General features: G+C 25.7%; 2 protein-coding genes. Both read left to right on the top strand.

What is annotated here, in order from left to right; genetic code table 11:
* A partial coding sequence (locus ACTT83_RS06500; protein WP_440919270.1) for a UDP-N-acetylglucosamine--N-acetylmuramyl-(pentapeptide) pyrophosphoryl-undecaprenol N-acetylglucosamine transferase occupies window positions 1–822 on the top strand: 822 nt, incomplete at its 5' end.
* A partial coding sequence (locus ACTT83_RS06505) for a Mur ligase domain-containing protein (RefSeq protein WP_440919271.1) occupies window positions 812–1503 on the top strand: 692 nt, incomplete at its 3' end. The genes ACTT83_RS06500 and ACTT83_RS06505, both read left to right, overlap by 11 nt.

Raw genomic sequence — 1503 nt, forward strand, 5'->3', positions numbered from 1 at the left:
TTATTAAAAAAAAATAATATTAAAAAATTATTCTCCACCGGAGGATATATGTCTTTTCCATTGTTACTAGCAGCAAAATTCTTAAGATTAAAGATTTACCTGCTAGAACCCAATCAAGTTTTGGGAAGAGCAAATAAATTTTTTTTAGGCTCATGTGAAAAAATAATTTGTTACAAAGAGAAAATAAAAAATTTTCCACCAAAATATAAAGGTAAAGTTGAAACTATATTTCCCTTAGTTAGAGAAAAATTTTATACTTTAAAACAAAAAAATTTTAACCATAAAAAATTAGATTTGTTGATTGTTGGAGGAAGTCAGGGAGCGAATATATTTGATATTAATCTCAAAAATAAAATTGTTAATATTTCAAAAAAACACTCAATCAGAATTTTGCATCAAACAAGTGAAAAAAATATTCTCAATTTAAAAAATTTCTATATTGAAAATAATGTTGAATGTTTAATCTTCAGTTTTAATAAAAAATTTGAAGAATTAATTAATAATTCAGATATTTGTATAACTAGGGCAGGTGCTTCAACCTTGGCTGAATTATCTTTATTAAACATACCATTTATTGCAGTGCCTTTACCACATTCTAAGGACAATCATCAATTTGAGAATGCTTTATTTTATAAAGAAAAAGAATGTTGTTGGATGCTTAAACAAGAGACATTTGAGGATGATATTGAGCAACTTCTAACCAATATATTATCTAATAATTCTGAATTTTTACAAAAAAAGGAAAATTTAAAAAAATTAAATTACAAAAATACTTGGACTAATGTACATCAAAAAATATTAAATATAATTAATGAAAATTGAATTAGCAAAAACTGAGGTTATTCACTTCATTGGCATCGGTGGTATTGGCATGAGTGGACTTTCTTTAATTATGAAAGGGAAAGGATTTAAAGTGCAAGGTAGTGACCTAACATCAAATAAAAATATAGAAAGATTGAGAAAAGAAAAAATAAAAGTTTTTATTGGTCAAAAAAAACAAAATCTAAAAAATGCAACAATAGCAGTTATTTCTTCAGCAATAAAAAAAAATAATTCAGAATACATTGAAGCTAGAAGGAAAAAACTCCCAATTATTACAAGAGGAAGAATGTTAGCCCATATTGTTTCTCTTATGAAAAATATTGTTGTAGTAGGTTCACATGGAAAAACCACAACAACTTCTTTAATCACCTCAATACTGCAAAAAACTAAATTAGATCCAACAATTATTAATGGAGGAGTAATCAATTCTATCAAAAATACTGCTAAGCTAGGAAAGAGTGATTGGACAGTTTTGGAAGCAGATGAGTCTGATGGGAGTTTCCTTCATATACCTCCTACTTATTCAATTGTTACAAATATAGACAGAGAGCATATGGATTTTTATAAATCTATGGATGACTTAGAAAAATATTTTATTAATTTTATTAAAAAAGTTCCTTCGTTTGGAAAATCATTTATTTGTTTAGATGACCCTATTAATAATAGGATAATTAAAAAATT

It is taken from the genome of Candidatus Pelagibacter sp., from assembly GCF_052049775.1.
Taxonomy (GTDB): domain Bacteria; phylum Pseudomonadota; class Alphaproteobacteria; order Pelagibacterales; family Pelagibacteraceae; genus Pelagibacter.